This window comes from Acidovorax cavernicola, from assembly GCF_003581445.1.
The window spans coordinates 1-601 of sequence record NZ_QXMN01000334.1; the positions used below are offsets into that span (position 1 = coordinate 1).

1 protein-coding gene is annotated in these 601 nt (G+C 68.6%); it reads right to left on the reverse strand.

Going from position 1 to position 601, the window contains the following annotated elements:
- Window positions 1-124: 124 nt before the first annotated feature.
- Window positions 125-601, reverse strand: a 477-nt coding sequence (locus D3H34_RS33500) for a flavin reductase family protein (protein ID WP_147400636.1), incomplete at its 5' end; no start/stop codon positions are given.

Below are 601 nucleotides of genomic sequence, written 5' to 3' on the forward strand. Positions count from 1 at the left end.
CCATTGGTCGAGAGGAAAGCGGCGCGCGTCCGGAGCGCGCGCGGCGGACTCGGCATGGATGGGAATGCAGGCGGTGGCGGTCATGGGAAGTCTCCTGTCTCTTATGGGGAAATGGGGGCAGCCGTCAAAGATCGAGCACCAGCAGCGGTGTCTGCGCGCGCGAGCAGCAGGGCGTGAACTGGTCGTTGGCCGCGCGTTCGCTGTCGGTGAGAAAAGTGTCGCGGTGCTCGGGCACGCCTTCGAGCACGCGCGTGAGGCAGCTGCCGCAGATGCCCGATTCGCACGAATACGGCACATCCACGCCTTCGGCGGTGAGCACTTCGAGCACGCTCTTGTCCTTGGGAATGGCGTAGCTCTTGCCCGTGCTGGCCAGGCGCACGCTGAACGCGCCGTCGGACTCCAAGGCCGTGGCCGTGCCGGCGAAGAATTCGCGGTGCAGCTGCGCTTCGGGCCAGCCATGGCGCCGCGCCGTGTCGAGCACATGGTTCATGAAGCCCGCGGGGCCGCAGACATAGAGATGGGTGCCGGCCTGGGGCGCGGCCAGCAGCGCCTCGGCGTCGAAGCGCTGGGCCGCGGCGCCGTCGTCGGCATGGACCTGCAC